The sequence below is a fragment of the Acinetobacter pseudolwoffii genome, from assembly GCF_002803605.1.
Lineage (GTDB): Bacteria > Pseudomonadota > Gammaproteobacteria > Pseudomonadales > Moraxellaceae > Acinetobacter > Acinetobacter pseudolwoffii.
The window spans coordinates 851947-870161 of record NZ_PHRG01000001.1 but is presented as its reverse complement, the minus strand read 5'-3'; the positions used below and the strand labels follow the sequence as shown (position 1 = coordinate 870161).

Annotated in this window: 10 protein-coding genes; 6 read left to right on the top strand and 4 right to left on the bottom strand. The window is 46.9% G+C overall.

Annotated elements, in window-relative coordinates:
* Window positions 1-10: 10 nt before the first annotated feature.
* The 3 genes from CWI32_RS04010 to CWI32_RS04000 form a co-directional block, all read right to left on the bottom strand.
* Window positions 11-688, bottom strand: coding sequence for a ubiquinone biosynthesis accessory factor UbiJ (locus tag CWI32_RS04010; protein ID WP_005095321.1), 678 nt, complete (start codon window positions 686-688; stop codon window positions 11-13).
* A gap of 12 nt (window positions 689-700) precedes the next feature.
* Entirely contained in the window at window positions 701-1645 is a 945-nt protein-coding gene (gene ubiE, locus CWI32_RS04005) for a bifunctional demethylmenaquinone methyltransferase/2-methoxy-6-polyprenyl-1,4-benzoquinol methylase UbiE (protein ID WP_005095322.1), read from the bottom strand.
* 146 nt (window positions 1646-1791) lie between these two features.
* A complete protein-coding gene (locus CWI32_RS04000) occupies window positions 1792-2496 on the bottom strand; it encodes a DUF8198 family protein (RefSeq protein WP_100534683.1) in 705 nt (234 codons plus the stop codon).
* Window positions 2497-2701: 205 nt separating this feature from the next.
* Here CWI32_RS04000 and pap point away from each other — a divergent pair, with 205 nt between their 5' ends.
* Window positions 2702-4120, top strand: a complete 1419-nt coding sequence (gene pap / locus CWI32_RS03995) for a polyphosphate:AMP phosphotransferase (RefSeq protein ID WP_100534682.1) — start codon at window positions 2702-2704, stop codon at window positions 4118-4120.
* Window positions 4121-4173: 53 nt separating this feature from the next.
* On the opposite strand, the gene CWI32_RS03990 is transcribed toward pap, so the two are convergent.
* Window positions 4174-4674: a hypothetical protein gene (locus tag CWI32_RS03990; protein WP_100534681.1), complete on the bottom strand. Its 501-nt coding sequence runs from the start codon at window positions 4672-4674 to the stop codon at window positions 4174-4176.
* Window positions 4675-4849: 175 nt separating this feature from the next.
* Between CWI32_RS03990 and CWI32_RS03985 the strand changes: the two genes are divergently transcribed.
* The 5 genes from CWI32_RS03985 (at window position 4850) to pnp (ending at window position 18048) form a co-directional block, all read left to right on the top strand.
* Window positions 4850-8554, top strand: coding sequence for an exodeoxyribonuclease V subunit gamma (locus tag CWI32_RS03985; protein ID WP_100534680.1), 3705 nt, complete (start codon window positions 4850-4852; stop codon window positions 8552-8554).
* A 4-nt stretch (window positions 8555-8558) separates the two neighbouring features.
* Window positions 8559-12680: a UvrD-helicase domain-containing protein gene (locus CWI32_RS03980; RefSeq protein ID WP_100534679.1), complete on the top strand. Its 4122-nt coding sequence runs from the start codon at window positions 8559-8561 to the stop codon at window positions 12678-12680.
* A gap of 71 nt (window positions 12681-12751) precedes the next feature.
* Window positions 12752-14533 carry an exodeoxyribonuclease V subunit alpha gene (gene recD, locus CWI32_RS03975; RefSeq protein ID WP_100534678.1) on the top strand — a complete coding sequence of 594 codons (1782 nt, stop codon included), beginning with the start codon at window positions 12752-12754 and terminating at the stop codon, window positions 14531-14533.
* An 898-nt stretch (window positions 14534-15431) separates the two neighbouring features.
* Window positions 15432-15701: a 30S ribosomal protein S15 gene (gene rpsO, locus CWI32_RS03970; protein WP_004637724.1), complete on the top strand. Its 270-nt coding sequence runs from the start codon at window positions 15432-15434 to the stop codon at window positions 15699-15701.
* A 259-nt stretch (window positions 15702-15960) separates the two neighbouring features.
* On the top strand, window positions 15961-18048 hold the full coding sequence (gene pnp / locus CWI32_RS03965) for a polyribonucleotide nucleotidyltransferase (protein WP_171063368.1): 2088 nt from the start codon (window positions 15961-15963) through the stop codon (window positions 18046-18048).
* Window positions 18049-18215 lie beyond the last annotated feature (167 nt).

Sequence of the window (18215 nt, the reverse complement as noted above, 5' to 3'; positions counted from 1 at the left end):
AGCAGCGTACCTAGTCTTGAGTAGAATTGTTTGAGGTATCGATCTGGGCCTGAAGCTGCTGGATTTTCGCTTCAACCCGATCTAGATTTTGATTCAGGATACGGGTGTCCTGATTCAGGTCATCCATTTGCCAGCGTGGGGCAAACAGACCACTGTCTTCTTTTAAGGCATCTTCGGCAAAGAATAGCTGACTTTGCAGGGTACGTTTCAGCTGTTTGGGTAATAGCTGAAATTTACCAATTTCATGTGCCAGTGCCGGGCCAATCCAGGGACTTAAGTGCGCCGCCAGATCCAGCTCTGCCTGTTGCATGATGCGCTGGATTTCCTGCAATAACTTGTAGTCACCTTGCAGTGGAATATTGCCGACTTCATCGGACAGCAGCAGCTTGAGTAATTCCACCACATTGCTGACCTGCAAGGTTGCAGTCGCTTCGGTGACTGTAGATGAGCCAGCATCAAATGGACGCTGTTCAAAGATTGAAGATGCTTCACTATGACCAGTCGCGGTCGGCTCCAGACGAAGCTTGTCTTTATCAAAAAACACATCGACCGAAAGCTGCGGCGAAGCAATCACCACCCGCAGCATTTTACCAGACAAAGCATTTAGCTGGATGCGGGTAATCGCATCCAGATCAATCACATGGTGAATCACGCGTTCAACAGCACCGAGTGCCAGAATTGACCACATAGGGAGTGAACCTTAAAGTTTAAAACCGCGGTGAACTGCAACAATCCCGCCAGTCAGGTTGTGATAGTCACAATTCTGGAAGCCGGCATTTTCCATCATGCCTTTTAAGGTGCGCTGGTCTGGATGCATACGAATCGATTCAGCCAGATATTTATAGCTTTCAGAATCATTGGCAATGATTTTACCCATGATTGGCAAGGCTGTGAATGAGTACAGATCGTAAAGCTTAGAGAATGGCTCAAACACCGGTTTAGAGAATTCCAGCACCAGTAAACGACCACCTGGCTTGAGTACGCGATACATCGATGCAAGTGCGGCATCTTTATCGGTCACGTTACGCAGACCGAAAGAAATCGTCAAAAGATCAAAACTGTTGTCTGCAAATGGTTCTAAGGTTTCAGCATTGGCCAGTACGAAATCGACATTGGTACAGCCGGCATCGATCAGACGGTCACGACCGACATTCAGCATCGATTCGTTAATATCAGACAGCACCACATGACCGGTCGGGCCCACTTCACGGCTAAACACTTTGGCCAGGTCACCGGTACCGCCGGCAATATCCAGCACCTGCTGGCCACGGCGTACACCGGACATATTGATTGCAAAACGTTTCCACAGACGGTGAATCCCGAAAGACATCAGGTCATTCATGATGTCGTATTTGCTGGCCACCGAATGGAACACTTCAGCCACTTTCTGGGCCTTTTCTTCGCTGTTTACGGTTTGATAACCAAAATGTGTGGTTGAACCCACGTTGCCGGTATTGGCACCGCGTGGCAGGTTATATTTCGGCACCGAGCCTGTGACTGGCGTATCAGTCAGGCGTTGTTCGAGGGATTGTTGCTGACCTTGCGGCGTACCTTGTGGAAGAGGTTCAGTTAAGAATGGGCTCACTTTGTCTGTCTGTTGTGCCGACTCAGGGGTAGGGGTAGGCGTTGTATTTTCATTCGACATTGGAGTCACTCCTAACATATCAATCGGGTTAATCTTGCATTGTCTGCATCATGACAGATTCTAAAGGCTTATTCAGCAATCATGATGCAATTGTTATGAATAATATACAGAAAAATGTGCGCTTGGCAGAAATACTGCACTACTATTTATTGAAATGGCAACGCATCGCCAGAATGCACTTTCTCAATAATCTGGCGTTCGGTTGCGGTAAATTCACGGACAAATTTTTCTGCCGATTTGAGCGGCTTCATCGCCAGAAAACCATCCTGCATAAATTCATACATCACCTGAAAGTTATATTTATTCGCCGCGCCCTTACACATTTTAAAAGCGGTATAGACCACAAAGGAACGCATATATTTATCCAGACTCATGCCGAGCTGATCCAGCAGAGCCAACTGTTTCAAGCGTGCTTCACCCTGATCCAGTTTGAGATAGGTCAGGCGCATCATCTCGTCAGTCAGCGGTTCATGTGGATGATAATCCTCTAATAACTGAATCGCGACCTGTTCATCCAGCTGTACCGCCAGAATAGCCAGCTCTACGCCTGAGGTGCCGGTTTTAATGGCATTTTCCGGAATAACTTTTTCTGCTTTATGCGCATATTTCATCAGCCGGGCAATCTGTTCTGCCAGCGCATCAAAGTCAGCGCCGCCGTAGAGACGGTTCAGGAAATACTCGGACATCAGTTGGTTTTGTTTTTCAGCAAAATGGACGCGATGGGTACGCTGCATGCGGACTTTCTGCCAGGCCTGCACATCCTGTAAACGGCTTAAAATGTCAGGCCGGGTATGATAAGCCAGTTGATAATAATGCGCTAACAGATCGTCGAGTACGGCAAGTTTGGACATGAGGCTTCAATTATCATTGGAGGATGCAAGAATCTTAGAGGCTGCCGGACAATCCTGCTATGACAAATTGAACAGAGATCGGGCATTTGTATGTCAATCTGTTGTTTAAATAGCCAATTTAATCGTGTGAAAAACGTTGCCAGAACTATTTTTGCGCTGAAACTCCTCGCTATACTGCAAACAGAATAAAAGATCAGGGTTGAAGATGCGTATGGAACAACCACAATTTCAGTTAATGGATGAAGATCAGCTGTCTGTCGAGCTGATTGATGCTCAATATAATTTAAAAAAGACCCGGGGCCAGAAAAATGCCAAAAGTCTGGTGATTCTGGTGAATGGCATTGAGCTAGCCGGCAAGGGTGAAGCGGTTAAACAGTTACGTGAATGGGTCGATCCGCGCTATTTGCGTGTGAAAGCCGATAAGCCTCAGCTAGCCGGCCCGAAGCAGACCTTGTGGCAACCTTATGCACGTTTTATTCCAGCCGAAGGACAGATCATGGTCTTGTTTGGCAACTGGTACAGCGACCTGCTGAGCAGCGCCATGCAAGCTTCAGATCCGATCACTAATGCACAGTTCAATCATTATCTGCAAGAGATGCAAGCCTTTGAACAGGACCTAAAAAATAATCATGTCGATGTGGTCAAGGTCTGGTTTGACCTGTCCTGGAAAGCCCTGCAAAAACGGCTGGATGCCATGGATCCGAGTGAAGCGCACTGGCATCAGCTGCATGGTCTGGACTGGCGCAACAGAAAACAGTACGACACCTTGCAGCACTTGCGTCAGCATTTTACCGAAGACTGGTTCATTATTGAGGGTGAAGATGAACAGCAGCGTGACCAGCAATTTGCCCAGCATATTCTGGGTGCTCTCAAGCATTGCCCCAATCATCCGGCCAGAGCCAGTGGACGATGGAAACAGGCCAAGACTCCCAAACTGTTAAAACATCCTGCCAAAACTCGAGCCAAGGCAGAGGATTACAAGCCGGAGCTGAAAAAATTAACGGCTAAGGTGGCCAAGGCGATGCGGTCCGATCCGCGGAATGTGGTGATTCTGTTTGAGGGCATGGATGCGGCTGGAAAGGGCGGCGCGATCAAGCGCATTGTGAAAAAACTGGATCCGCGTGAATATGAAATTCATACCATTGCCGCACCAGAGAAATATGAGCTGAGCCGTCCCTATTTATGGCGCTTCTGGACCAAACTGCAAAGCGATGATGATATCTGTATTTTTGACCGTTCCTGGTATGGGCGGGTACTGGTAGAGCGGATAGAAGGTTTTGCCAGTGCCGCAGAATGGCAACGTGCGTATGCGGAAATTAACCGTTTTGAGCAAAGTCTGGTCAAGCATCAAACCGTGGTGATCAAGCTGTGGCTGGCCATTTCCAAAGATGAACAGGCTGCACGTTTCAAGGCACGCGAAGATACACCGCATAAGCGTTTTAAAATTACTGAGGATGACTGGCGTAACCGGGAACGTTGGGATGATTATCTGAAAGCAGCAGCCGACATGTTTGAACGTAGCTCGACCGATTATGCACCTTGGCATATCATTGCGACCGATGATAAAAATACCGCACGGGTCGAGGTGTTAAAGGCCATTTTAAAACAGCTTCAGGCAGAATAATCTGCCTGAAGTAGCACGGGCTCAGCTGTTTAAAATATTGAGCTCAAATGTGCTTAACCTTGAGCGACCTGTTTTTGCTGGATATTTTTAGCCGCACGGTAGCATTCCTCGACATGGGCTTCGGCAATTTTTTTCATGACAAAATAGCCCAGACTGGCGGCAATCAATTGACCACCCAGGGGAATGAATTTTGTCACTTGCTTTGTGATCACTTTCGCTGCAACATTGTTCAAAGATTTTTTGACAGCAGTTCGCGCGACCACCAGACCAGAAAATTCTACGCCGCGTTTACGCAGCTCATTCCAGTGCACCTGACGGGTTTTGGGATCATAGACACTGATCTGATCAGGCGCCAGTCCGAAGCGGGCATTGATCTCGGGAATCAATTGCGACAAGATGCCGATGTCAATGACGACATCCATAAACGGCACTGGAATAATGGCGGCACCCGCAGAATAGTAGGCACGTTTTTTGGTGAGTTCCAGGCACTCGGCACGAATTTTTTCCAAATCTAAGCTTGGATCGATACGTTCAGGAATTTTATCTAATTTCATGGGCACTACCTAAGCTCTATGTTGTTTTTTTCTATGCAAGCATCATTAAGATGCTTTTTTCAAAGAAATTTTTCGACTGAAGTGTGGTTTTAAAGTGTCATACAGCGCTCGAGATGTATAGTAAGTAATCTTTATCATTTTGTAGTAAAACTAGTTCAGCAGTTCAGGGGAAACGATGGCAATCCATGTTATTCAGAGTCAACGCATTGATGTGCTTTTGGATAGTATGCTGCGTATTGTCAATCAAACTGCCCGGCATCCGTTTGAAGTGTTACAGCCCCGGCATTTTATTGTGCCGTCTCCGGCCGTAGAAAGCTGGTTGACTCAAAAAATTGCCGAGAAGAAAGGCATCAGTGCCAATAGCCAGTTCCATCACCGAATTCGTGCGTTTCAGTGGACGTCTTATCAGTGGGTGCTGAATGCGCCTAAAGAAGTCGAACAGGTTCGAGAAGCCAATATTCCGCGTATTATCATCAAATGGCGCGTGTTTCAGGCACTGCGCAAATGTATTCTGCCAGAACAGATTCCCTTAGACGTCGATCATCCGCTGTATTCAATTGTAAAGCGGATTTACGACAGTGCCGACCGGCTGGAACAGGGCACAGAAAAACAGCTGAAAAAACAGAGCATGCTGTACTGGGTGGCCGAACAGGTATCGCGCTTGTTCAGCCATTATATGGATTATCGCGGCTATTGTGCACGTAACTGTCCACCGCAAAGCTGCAGCTGCCCGACCAACTGGCTAGAGGCCTGGGGACAGGATGTTGCGTTGGATACCGAGCAGATGATCTATAGTCCCAAAGATGAAAATGGTCACGAAATGCAGGTGGCCGATTTCGTCAAAATTCAGGCGCGTGAGCTGGAAGCCTGGCAACGCTGGTTGTGGCAGCATGTATTTCAGGAGGATTATGCCAAAATTCTGGAGATTGAGCGCCTGTATTGGGAACGGCTGGAGAATCCGGAAACACGAAGCGAAGCCCTGAAACGCTTGCCGGCACAGATAGTGGTATTTAGCCTGCTGGAACTTCCGCCCAGCCAGCTGGACTTTTTACGCCGGCTGGGGCAATACATAGACATTTATATCTTTCATTTTAACCCCTCGCAGGAATACTGGGCCGACAGTGTCGATCCGGACTGGAAAGCCAAATTTGATCTGCAACGGGAAGAGCGCTTTATTCAGCGCTTTGAAAAAACTCGCCAACGTAAACCGAATGATGCTGAACTGAAAGAATTTCGAATCAAGCAGCTTAACTTTAATGCCGAAGATCGTGAATCGCGGCATCCGCTGTTGACCCGATTTGGCAAGCAGGCGCGGGATCATTTCTCTTTACTCTCCAAACTGTCTTCTGGAGAAGAAGGTCTCTGGGCCGATGTTTTTGTCGATGACTATCAGGACAAGCTGCTGGCAAAAATCCAGTCAGATATTTTATATTTACTCGAACCTGAACAGCATCAATATGCTTTAAGTCCGGCCGATGATTCGGTGCAGATTCATGTCTGTCATTCCTCGTTGCGTCAGCTGGAAGTACTCAAAGAACAGCTCATTCACTGGCTGGCACAAGGCACGGAACAGCAGCCACGGCAACCGAGCGACATTCTGGTGCTGAGTCCGAATCTGAAAGAACTGGAACCGGCGATTCGCAGTGTCTTTGCCCCGCCACCACGTGAGCGTGAGATCGGCAGCCAACGGTTGCAGAAAGATAACCTGTATTTACCGATCCAGATTGCCGGGGTGTCGCGTCTGGATGTTAGCAATGCCTGGCGCGCGGTACTGGGCCGGATCCAGTGGGTACGTCGCCGTTTCAGTATTGAGGACTTTGCCGACTGGCTCAGCCTGAATGCCACCCAGCAACGTTATGCTCTGGACTATAGTCAGGTAGAACGGATGTTGCAGTTGCTGACGGAGGCTGGCTTCAAGCGCGGTCTGGACCAGCAGCATTTACAGCAAAGCCTGAGCGCAGGCGATGATGATTACCGTTTTAGTTTTAAATTCGCGCTAGACCGTCTGGCTTTGGGCCTGGCCATTCCTGAACATACAATGTTTGAGGATACCTTGAGTTATGCCAAGGTTCTGACCAGTGATTTCCCGTTGATTTCAACCCTGATCCAGATTTATCAGGATCTGGTGCAGCGCCGTGACTGGCTGACTTTGCATGAGACCGGACAGCGCACGCCGGTGAAAACCTGGCTGGAATATTTGCGCGCCGATCTGAATGAATTTCGTGATGCCGGGGTGGAATCGCTCAAAACTGTGGCCGAGATTATCGACAAGCAGATGCGGATGCTGACCCTGGCCGATTATCATGAGCAGGATGATTCACATGCCAGTCAGGAGCTGGTGGCACTGAGTTTGCCTTTGCCTTATGTGCTGGAAGAAATTCAGAATACGCTAGAAATGCAGCTGGATCAGGCCGAACCAACCGGACAGATCACTTTTAGCCAGATTGGCCAGATCCGGCCACTCCCTTATCAGCTGGTGGTGATGCTGAATCTGGATAGCGGTAAGTTTCCGAGCCGGAATCAGCAGGTGCCGTTTGATCTGATGCGCAGCCTGAAGCCGCAACTCGGCGATCGTTCGCGTCTGGATGATGAGCAGGGTGCTTTTCTGGATGCCTTACTATTGGCGCAGGATAATTTATGGCTGTTTTATAATGGCTTTGATCTGGACGATGGCGAGGCCCGAGATCCATCCACTGCCTTGCAGGAACTGATTCAGCATATCGCATTCATCTGTCAGTCGGAACAGCCGGATGCCGAAGTCGATCCTGTGGTGGAAATCAATGGTCTGTCAGTCGCCCAACATATCCAGCAGCTTTATCATGTACATCCCTTGCAGCCTTTTGATCCAGCCGGATTTGCAGATGCGCAAACACCGCGTTATCGGGATCAGTGGTTTGCGGTGGCAGAATATATCCGAAGTGCCGAAGGCAAGCGCAGCAGCTGGATCAATGCGCATTATCCGGCAGTTGAACAAAAAGAACTACGGGTGCTGAAAGGGGATGAGTGGATTCGGGACATGATTTTCCCGGCACGTTTATTTCTGAAAAGTGTCGGAATTTCCACAATTCGCTATGCAGATTTGCCGAGTTCCCGTGAGCCCTTGTTATTAAACAAGCTGGAACAATATCAGGTGCGGGATTTTCTATTACAACAAGATCAGCAGATTGAGCCGAGCTTGATGCTAGACTGTTTGCCAGTAGGCAAAACCCAGCAAGCCACCTGGCTCAGCAGTCAGCAGGAACAGCAGTTGTTGCAAGAACGTTTGCTACAGCTCGGCAAAGAACTGACGCCGGTGACCCAGCAATCCTTGCAATTTAGTCCTGAACTGATCATTCATATCAGCGTACCACAAGCCTCGCACAGCAGTTACTGGTTAAGTCTGCAATCTTCTTCGGCCTCGGAAAAACGCCGTGCCCAGATCTGGCTGGAATATCTGTTATGGCTGGCTTATCTGAATGATGATGCACGCTCACCAGAACTGGAACGTATTGTGATTTTCAGTAATAAGACCCTGAAATTTTCCGGCTTGAGTTCAACTAAAGCGCGAGAATATTTACAGTTCTGGTTCAAAGCCTGGGAAATTGGTCAACAGCAGCCGCTGGTGTTGCCAGCGGAATTGTTGATGAAAAAAGAGTGGCAGTGGGCCGAAAATGAACAGGGCAAAATGACCATTGTGGAAATGCCGGAACTGCTAAAAGCCTGGAATAATAGCTATGAAAGTGCCAAGCCTTTGGCTTCGGATGAATCCAGCCTGTTGCATCAGGACTGGCAGTTTATTTTGCAGGATCAGGACCCGGATCTGGCCTTGCAGCGCTGCTGTCATGATTTCGCCCATGCTCTGTATGCGCCGATTCACCAACATCTGGAATGGGTGAAATAGCAATATGACCGTGTTAAAGCAGCAGATGCAAAAAGCCATTTCTACCAATCCGATTCAGGACATGACGTTCCGGGGCTTACACTGGATTGAGGCCTCGGCAGGCACCGGCAAGACCTATACTTTATCCAGTTTGATGGTGCGGATTTTTCTGGATCAGTATTATCCGCATCAGGTGATTGCAACCACCTTCACCCGCAAGGCAACGGCCGAACTGAAAAACCGGGTACGGCTGCGGGTCGAAGAAACTTTGGCCTATATCCAGCGTCATCAGCAGCTCAATTCTGTGGAAATTGCAGCGAAGATTCAGAGCGAAACTGATCCTTTATTTCAGCAGGTATTGAAAGATTATGGCACACGGATGGACTATGCCCGTCGCCGCTTGCGTCTGGTACTGAACCAGCTGGATGAACTGTTTGTCGGGACGCTGGACAGCTTTAGCCAGAAACTGTTACGTGAATTTGCTTTTGAAAGTGGCAAGATTGAACGTGCTGAACTGACCGAAGATCAGGATTTATATATCCAGCAACTGATTCATGATGTGCTGCGTGACTGGATTCAGCAGCAGCCACAATATATGGTCAATCATTTGTATGTGCAGAATCTGCTGAAACCGGTCGAGCATTATACCGGGCTGGTTCGGGATGCTCTGAATTTTAGCAAGCAGCAATTCCAGAAGGTCGAGCCGGCTGAATGTGATCTAGGTAAATTAGAAGCCTGTATTACCCAATTATTGAATATTCATGAGCATGATCTCGAAGTCATGCGGCGCTATTGTCAGGAAAGTCCAAAGTATTTTCACAAGAGTTTTTTGACCAAGTTAACCGACGTTTGTGAAAACTTTATGACCTGGAGCGCAGCCCTGCAAACTCAGGGTGGCATGAGTTTCTTTGATGCAGAATTGCAACCGATTTTACTGAATCTGTGCCATTTACGCCGTAAAAAAACTGATTTCCAGCCGACCACTCAGGTTTTTAACAAGAGCTGTCCGGAAGCGGAGCAGCAGCTGATTTTGCAACACAGCCTGATTGTGGCAATTGATGCACTGTGTGAGGTCAAACAGGATCTGGATGAGCAGTTGAAGCAGCTCACGACCTATCTGGAATTTCATATTATTCAAAGTGTGCAAACTCGTTTGCCGCAAACCCTGCAACAGCAGGGTGAAACGACTTTTTCCCAGCAAATCCGCACACTGGCAGAAGCACTGCAAGGACAACAAGGCCAGCGCTTTGCCCAGTTTGTACAGGCACGTTATCCGCTGATTCTGGTGGATGAATTTCAGGACACCAATCAGGATCAGGATGACCTGCTGGCCAAGATCTGGCGGGGTGCCAGCCGGGTGCAGTCCGGCTGCATGATTATGGTCGGTGATCCGAAACAGGCGATTTATGGTTTCCGTGGCGGCGACATGCTGACCTATAACAAGGCACATGCTGACGTGCGGCAAAAGCAGGGCCGCGAATATACCCTGATGCAGAACCATCGTTCGGTCAAAGCGCTAGTCGAAGTGGTCGATGCTTTATTTCAACGCCAGATGGATTTTGGTGAACAGGTGCAGTACACCCTGATTCAGGCCGGGAGTCGGCCGCATCCGGATCTCATCGATAGCGCTGTCTGCAATCCGCAGCCCTTACGCTGGATTCAGTTGGGTGAGTCGGATGTAGAAGCCGATCAGGTGGCCTGGAAAATCCGTATACTCCTCAATCAGTCTGCTCAACAGCAGTTGTATTTTCAGCAGCAGAACAGTATTCAAAGCCTGAAAGCCGATGATATTGCAGTGCTGGGGTTTGGACATTTTGCCCTGGAACAGGTCAAGCAGCGCCTACAGCGTATGGGTATTCCTTGTTATAAAGAATCCAAACAAAGTGTTTTTGCCAGTGCCATTGCGCAGGATGTCGCGGCCGTCTTGACTGCGATCATGGATCCTTTTAATGAATCCAAGGTCAAACGTGCCTTACTGACCCGCCTGCTGGGTTTCAACCTGAAAAAACTGATTGAGTTACAGGCGCAGAGTGAAGGGCTCAGTCGCTATATTGCCGATCTGGATGCAATTCGGGAAATGTGGTTCGAAAAAGGTTTTCTCACGGCATGGAATTATGCCTTAAACTTATTTCAGGTCTGGACTCATCTGGTGGCCAGTCAAAGTCTGGATAATGAACGGGTGGTGGTGAATTTGCGTCATCTGACCGAAATTCTGAGCCAGCAAAGTGAATATTATCAGGGTGCCCAAAAACTCTATCACTGGTATTTGCGTCAGTTACAGTCCTCTTCAGGCAAAGACAGTGAAAAAGAACGCAAGCTGTCTGGTGATCATGGGGTACAGCTGATGACCATCCATGCCTCTAAAGGGCTGGAATTTAAAGTGGTATTTTTATTGGGCGCAGATGCTGCTTTTGATGTGAATAAAGGCAACTTGAACTTTTCATTAAGTGGCACACTGTCTGAAAGTATTTTAGAACAATCCCGGGTGATTGCGGTCAATCATAAGAATTTGCACGAGCAGGCGATTTTACAGAATGCAGCGCGTAATGCAGCGGAAAATCACCGGCTTTGGTATGTGGCGCTGACCCGTGCCAGTCATCGGGTGTATGCCATGTTGCAAGACCACGCTGCACAATCCGATTCGGGCTTGGCGTTCTGGCGTGGCCAGGGCGATGCCATCTTCGAACATGCTTTATCTCTGGTCGAGCAGCCGCTGTCTCAGGAACCGGCACGTCTGGTCGAGCAGTCACACCATCATAAGATCGACATGCTGGCGCAACCTTTGCCAGAGCGACAGTTCTATCCACGCACCAAAACCAGTTTTACCGCATTGTCGCAACATCAGTCACATGCGCCAGTTTTGCAGGATGATCTGGTCAATGCCCAGGAACACCCGGATAGTGCAGCGGATGAAATCAATCTGGATGCTTTAGCAGATCAGCCGGCTGTCACACCGCTGGACTGGATCAAGCTGAATTTCCCCAAAGGTACGGTGGCCGGAACTTTCTTGCACAGTATTTTTGAACATATCAATTTTCAGGACAGCAGTTACTGGAATCTGGAAATTCGCCGTCGTTTTAAAAATACTGCACCGCAAATCTGGCAGGAGCTAAAAGAAAAATTCGAACAGGCCTTTCAACTGCGTACTGTGCTGGAGCAGACCTTTGCGCCGCATTATCAGGCCGCAGCGGTGAATCTGCGTAGCCTTTTTCAAGCCGCAGCGCAGGCAAATTTCAAAGCAGATGAGTTGCAACAGAGTATGCAACGCGTTTTGTCCAGCCTGAACTATAAATTGCTGAGCGGCATTCGCCTGCATGATCAGAGCGAAGCTTATCGTCAACAATGGCGACAGTTATTTCAATCGGCACAGCAAGACCGATCAGCCTTGGTGGTTTTTTTAAGCCAGTTTGAGCGTTATTTCACCGAGCTGGATGATGACAGCTTTATCCTGTTTTTTGAACAGGAAATGGCCCAGATTGCACACCTTGCAAGTCCTGAACAGCTCAATGTCGAAAGCATCTTCCATACTGCTTTAGATGGATTGCTTGATGAAATTAGGGAAGATATTTTACTCAATCTGATGCATGACTGGGTGCATGACATTCTGGTCACTCCGATTCAGGCAGATTTTGTTTTGGCACAACTGGGTGATCAACAGTATCTGTCAGAATTTCCTTTTTATCTGTCCTTGACCGATGCGCCTTTGCAGATCCGGCAAATCCATCAGCTTTTTCTCGAACATGACATGGTCATGAGCGATTTTAATGAGGCCAAATCGGCACGTTATCTGACCGGTTCCATCGATCTGGTGTATTTTGATGGTCAGCGTTACCATATTGCCGATTATAAAAGTAACTTTCTCGGCCCAGATCAACAGCATTATACCGCTGAGGCGATTCAGCAGAATATGAGCCAGTCCAGTTACTGGTTGCAGGCAGCCTTGTATCTGGTGGCCCTGCATCGTTATCTGAACGCAAATATGCAGGCGTATTCAATGCAGCAGCATCTGGGCGGCGCAAGCTATTTATATTTACGCGGTATGCACGGGCAGATGGAACAAGGTGTATATCACTGGCAACCAGACATCGAATTCGTTGAAAAACTGGATCAGATTTTGGGTTATTTTGAGCAGAAAAAAACAGCATAATTTTGCTGCCTGATAAAATATATAGAGATTAAACAGAAAATTATCCTGTGGATAACTTTGAGGATAACTGTGTGGAAAATGAGCAGAATCACGTGTCGCAACAAAACGCCAGTTTGATGGCCTGGATTGACTATTTATGTCAGCCTCCATTTAGCTCGGCTACATTTGATCCGGCAGCAAAATTACTGATTCAGCAATTGCTTGAGGCGATGCAGGCCGGCGATAGCTGCATTGAAGCGCTCCCTCAACAAATGGCATTATTGCATAATCTGGTGCGTGATCATGCTCAGCAAGGCACGGGTATTGCCCCCTTGGTGTTTGAAGATCAGCATTTATATCTGTACCGCTACTGGCAGCTGGAACAGGCAGTGGCAACGCATATAGCACGAATCAAGACCCAGTCTATTGTAGCCCTGGAGTTAACAGCACGTGACCGCAGTCTGCTCTCAGATCCACAGCAGCAAAAAGCCCTGCAAATGGTGGCAGAGCAAGCCTTCAGTATTATTACTGGCGGGCCGGGAACTGGTAAAACTTATACGCTGGCGCATATTATTGCAGTTTTATATGACGCGCTGCCGAATATCCGGATTGCCATGGCCGCGCCGACCGGAAAGGCTGCACAGCGGATGAAAGAAGCGCTGCAAAAAGCCTTACAGACTGAAGCTTTGCAGCAGTTTGAAATAGCTGCACTACAACAGTTACAACCCGTGACCCTGCATCGTTTATTGGGATTGGGCACGCGCGGACAGCCACGTTTTCATGCCAAACAGCCTTTGCCCTATGACGTAATTGTGGTCGATGAAGCCTCGATGCTGGATTTAAGTCTGTCACAGATGTTGCTGGCCGCTGTGCCATCTCAGGCACGTCTGATTTTACTTGGCGATGCAGACCAGTTGGCTTCTGTGGATGTCGGTACCGTTCTGGCAGATCTGCAACAGGTTGCGACTTTGCAGGATAATCGGGTCAACTTAATTACCACACGACGTTTTAAAGCAGGGGCCAAGATTGGGGCAATGGCTGATTTTATTCAGCGGCATCATGAAGCTGCCAATGTCCTGCAAAAATTTGAGCAGCAGATTGTCACTGCCAGTGAATTACAAGCCATCGCCTTGGATCAGGTTGAGATTGACCAGCTCCAGTTGCAATATTTAGCGCCTGGTGCTGAACAGACGGCCACTACATTGAATCAATATTATGACCAGTTGATGTATGGTTATCAGGCCTATACACAGGCTGTCAAAAATAAGCAAGGCTTAGATAATTTCGAGCAATATGTACAACAGGTGGTGAGATCATTTGATGATTACCGTATTTTAACTGCGATTCGTTCTGGCGATCTGGGCTTATTCAAAATCAATCTACAGATTGAACAACGCTTTTTAGCCGCTCAAGGTCAACTGAAGCAGGGTGACTGGTATGTCGGGCGGCCGGTCATGATGACCTATAACGATTATCAACTGGGTTTGTCCAATGGTGATATTGGCATCTGTTTTTTACGTGAGCAGTCTGGTCAGTGCCAGTTTGAAGTCTATTTTCCGAGTCTGGAAAAATGGGTCTTGGCCACCCGTTTGCCAAAGAGTATAGAAACCGCTTTTGCACTGACCATTCACAAATCTCAAGGTTCAGAATTTGCACATACCGCAGTGGTGCTGGATCAATATGCGCAAAATCTATTAAGTAAAGAGTTGATTTATACTGCAATTACCCGTGCTAAAAAAGTGGTCAGTTTATTGGTAGATTGTGACGCTTTTACACAAGCCTTATGCGTACGAACCACACGTAAAAGTGGTTTAAGTCAAAAAATACTTGAACAATCTACTAGTTTATTGGCAAAAAATAATCAGATCTTGTAGGTAAAAGCTTACACGGATTCAAGAAATTGCCGCATAGAGCTTTTACTCAGTTTTTGAGAAGATTGGCCATACAAAATAACTCAACACGGAAAGTTGAGCATAATCGTATAATTATAAAAAGAATGTCAGTAGACAGCGAACTTACAGTGAGGTAAGTAAAAAGAGGAAACTTACAGCCGCTAAGCCTTGTAGTTTTGGGAGAGACTACAAGGCTTTTTTATATTTAATTAATTTATATTTCAAAATACTAGATATTTACCTTAATTCTAAAGTTGGATATTGTTGTGGAATGGCTGGATTTAAGCGAATTAGGTTAAATAAAGTGGTATTAATGTAATATTATGCAACTTTTAGGCTAGTTATTGTACGAAATAGCTTACAGCAAGATACGCTAAATGCCTCTACTTGTCTTTGTAGAATATGGCAAAATCTACCACACAAGGAAGGTGATTTTTCAACAGGATGTTTGAAAATAATAACAAGCGTAAAACGCTATAAAAAACACAATAAATAATAATGATAAGAGAAAGAACTACAGCGCCAAAAAGCCCGACTAAACTCGGGCTTTTTTTTATCCATTTTTTATTCAGACAGACGACGGTACATTAAAACAATAGGAAAAGCGTTCTAACTGCTTAGGTCGATTTCTCTATTTAAGTGGTCTAGACGATCTCGCTTAAAACAGTACAGATCTTGAATAACTCAGGATCAATGGACGACAGCTTCGCTTTAAATAAATCACCGATTGAAAACATTCAAAAGTGCTGATCTATTTTTGCAATTTGGCGCATTTTCCCTTAAAATATGCAACTTGCTGTAGTGATGCACGGCAGTCAAAGTTTTGAATTCTCATTACATTGATTTTTATCAAAATATATAAGCATCTCGGAGAAATCGAATGGCTTTAACTAACGCAGATCGCGCAGAGATCATTGCTAAATTCGCACGCGCTGAAAACGACACTGGTTCACCAGAAGTTCAAGTAGCTCTTTTGACTGCTCAAATCAATGACTTACAAGGTCACTTCAAAGAGCACAAACACGACCACCATAGCCGTCGCGGTCTAATCCGTATGGTTAACCAACGTCGTAAGCTGCTTGACTACCTAAATGGTAAAGACCACGGTCGTTATGTAGCATTGATCGGTGCTTTAGGTTTACGTCGTTAATTCGATTTAAACTTTATTTTCGGGTTATTGCATGCTTTGTGCTTTATTGCTGAAAACTAAAGTCGGTTTAGCTTTTGGCTAGGCCAGTGGAAGGGGCGAATGTTTCGCTCCTTCTTTGTGTTTAAAAATAGTATTTAATCTGGTGAGGTCGGCTTCTAAGCTTTGTCATTTGTTCGTCTATATGGTCGTGAATGCCAAACCTTAGGGGTCTCCACTAGAATAATTGTTCACAAGAACTAGGAAAAAATAAAACATGTCGATGTTTAATATTATTCGTAAAGAATTCCAATTCGGTCAACACAACGTGATTCTTGAAACAGGTCGCGTTGCACGTCAAGCAAACACTGTTGTGATTACCATGGGCGGCGTACAGGTTCTTGTTGCTGTTGTAGCGCAACCTAAAGCAAAAGCCGGTCAAGACTTCTTCCCATTGACTGTTAACTACCAAGAAAAGCAATATGCTGCAGGCCGTATCCCGGGTGGTTATGGTAAGCGTGAAGGCCGTCAGTCTGAAGCTGAAACTTTAATTTCACGTCTGATCGACCGTCCAATTCGTCCATTGTTCCCAGAAGGTTACTTCAACGAAATTCAAGTGACTGCAACAGTAATTTCATCTGACAAAACCATGGATGCTGACATTGCTGCAATGCTGGGTACTTCTGCTGCATTGTCGATTGCGGGTACGCCTTTCCGTGGTCCAATCGGCGGCGCGCGCGTTGGTTTGATCAACGGTGAATACATCCTGAACCCGAACCACGAACAGTTAAAAGAGTCTGATCTTGATCTGGTTGTTGCAGGTACTGAAGCTGCAGTATTGATGGTTGAATCTGAAGCGAAAGAACTTTCAGAAGACCAAATGCTGGGCGCTGTATTGTTCGGTCATGACGAAATGCAAATCGCGATTCAAGCGATTAAAGAATTTGCTGCAGCAGCTGGCGCAGTTGAGTCAACTTGGGTTGCTCCAAGCAAAAATGAAGCGCTTCTTGGTCAATTAAAAGATGCATTTGAAGCGAAAATCTCTGAAGCCTACACAATTGCTGTGAAACAAGATCGTTATGCAGCACTTGATGCACTTCACGCAGAAGCGGTTGCTCAGTTCGTTCCTGAAGAAGATGAAACAGGTATTGCTGACGAAGTAAACGAACTCTTTGAAGATCTTAAATACCGCACGGTTCGTGACAACATCTTGTCTGGTAAGCCACGTATTGATGGTCGTGATACCAAAACTGTTCGTGCAATCGATGTACAAGTGGGCGTGTTAGGCCGTGCACACGGTTCTGCATTGTTCACACGTGGTGAAACTCAGGCGTTGGTCACAACAACTTTGGGTAACACCCGTGATGCGTTGATGGTTGATACCCTTGCAGGTACGAAAACTGACAACTTCATGCTTCACTATAACTTCCCTGCATACTCTGTAGGTGAAACGGGTCGTGAATCTGGTCCTAAGCGTCGTGAAATCGGTCACGGTCGTCTAGCGCGCCGTGGTGTTCAAGCGGTTCTTCCTGCAGCTGACCGCTTCCCGTACGTGATCCGTATCGTATCTGACATCACAGAATCGAACGGTTCATCTTCAATGGCTTCTGTATGTGGTGCTTCTCTATCACTTATGGATGCAGGTGTTCCATTGAAAGCACCAGTTGCTGGTATCGCGATGGGTCTTGTGAAAGAAGGCGAACGTTTCGCAGTGCTTTCTGACATCCTGGGTGACGAAGATCACCTTGGCGACATGGACTTTAAAGTGGCAGGTTCTGCAAACGGTATTACTGCACTGCAAATGGACATCAAGATCGAAGGCATTACTGAAGAGATCATGGAGTCTGCGTTGAACCAGGCTTATGCTGGTCGTATGCACATCTTGAATGAAATGAACCAAGTGATTTCACGCGCTCGTCCTGAAATTTCTATGCATGCCCCGACTTTCCAGGTGATCAACATCAACCCGGACAAAATCCGTGATGTGATTGGTAAAGGCGGCGCGACAATTCGTGCGATTACTGAAGAAACTAAAGCGGCAATCGATATCGAAGATAACGGTACAGTTCGCGTATTTGGTGAAACTAAAGCGGCCGCTGCTGCTGCGGTTGCAAAAATCCAGGCGCTTACTGCTGAAATCGAGCCAGGTACAATTTACGTAGGTAAAGTCATTCGTATCGTTGAATTCGGTGCATTCGTTAATATCCTTCCGGGTACAGATGGCTTGCTTCATATCTCTCAAATTTCAAACGAACGCATTGCCAACGTGGCAGATGTATTGAAAGAAGGTCAAGAAGTGAAGGTTCAGGTTGCAGATGTTGACAACCGTGGCCGTATCAAATTGACGATGAAAGACATCGAACAAGTTTAATCGTCTGAATTCCCGTGAGTTAACTCGCGGGAATGAGATATAAAAAGCCCTGAGCCTGGTCAAAGTGATTACTTTGCTTGGTTCGGGGCTTTTTTATGCACCAACGAATCTGGGTACAGCTGGCAAAAGTCCCTGAACCGGACTAGCGGCTGCCAATGATTAGATTG

Coding starts and splice junctions, on each gene's coding strand:
- CWI32_RS04010 (WP_005095321.1), bottom strand. CDS start 688: ATGTGGTCAATTCTGGCACTCGGTGCTGTTGAACGCGTGATTCACCAT.
- ubiE (WP_005095322.1), bottom strand. CDS start 1,645: ATGTCGAATGAAAATACAACGCCTACCCCTACCCCTGAGTCGGCACAA.
- CWI32_RS04000 (WP_100534683.1), bottom strand. CDS start 2,496: ATGTCCAAACTTGCCGTACTCGACGATCTGTTAGCGCATTATTATCAA.
- pap (WP_100534682.1), top strand. CDS start 2,702: ATGCGTATGGAACAACCACAATTTCAGTTAATGGATGAAGATCAGCTG.
- CWI32_RS03990 (WP_100534681.1), bottom strand. CDS start 4,674: ATGAAATTAGATAAAATTCCTGAACGTATCGATCCAAGCTTAGATTTG.
- CWI32_RS03985 (WP_100534680.1), top strand. CDS start 4,850: ATGGCAATCCATGTTATTCAGAGTCAACGCATTGATGTGCTTTTGGAT.
- CWI32_RS03980 (WP_100534679.1), top strand. CDS start 8,559: ATGACCGTGTTAAAGCAGCAGATGCAAAAAGCCATTTCTACCAATCCG.
- rpsO (WP_004637724.1), top strand. CDS start 15,432: ATGGCTTTAACTAACGCAGATCGCGCAGAGATCATTGCTAAATTCGCA.
- pnp (WP_171063368.1), top strand. CDS start 15,961: ATGTTTAATATTATTCGTAAAGAATTCCAATTCGGTCAACACAACGTG.